We start from the raw sequence: 271 nt of genomic DNA on the forward strand, positions 1-271 counted from the left end.
ACTTTCTTCGGCGCCGTCGCTGTCACCATCATTCCACACCTCACTTGCTTCTGCGTGCAATGCGTCCATAAATCCGTCATCTTCTTGTTCTTCGCCGCCTGGGTTCTTCACGCGCTCAATTTCGATGTTCTTGAGTTCGATGTCCTTCTGCATTTGTTGCAATCTCAGACGTCGCAAATCAGACTCATCGGCAAGTTCAAGAAACGTCTTAATACTTGACCGTAACTCCGACATCGCACGCGCTTGCGCAGACAAGAAGTTCGCTTGTTTT

At 49.1% G+C, this 271-nt stretch carries 1 pseudogene; it reads right to left on the bottom strand.

The features are described from left to right. Positions 1-271: pseudogene (locus J3482_RS20480) on the bottom strand (hypothetical protein); the annotation flags it as partial.

It is taken from the genome of Alicyclobacillus suci, from assembly GCF_017329615.1.
GTDB lineage: Bacteria > Bacillota > Bacilli > Alicyclobacillales > Alicyclobacillaceae > Alicyclobacillus > Alicyclobacillus suci.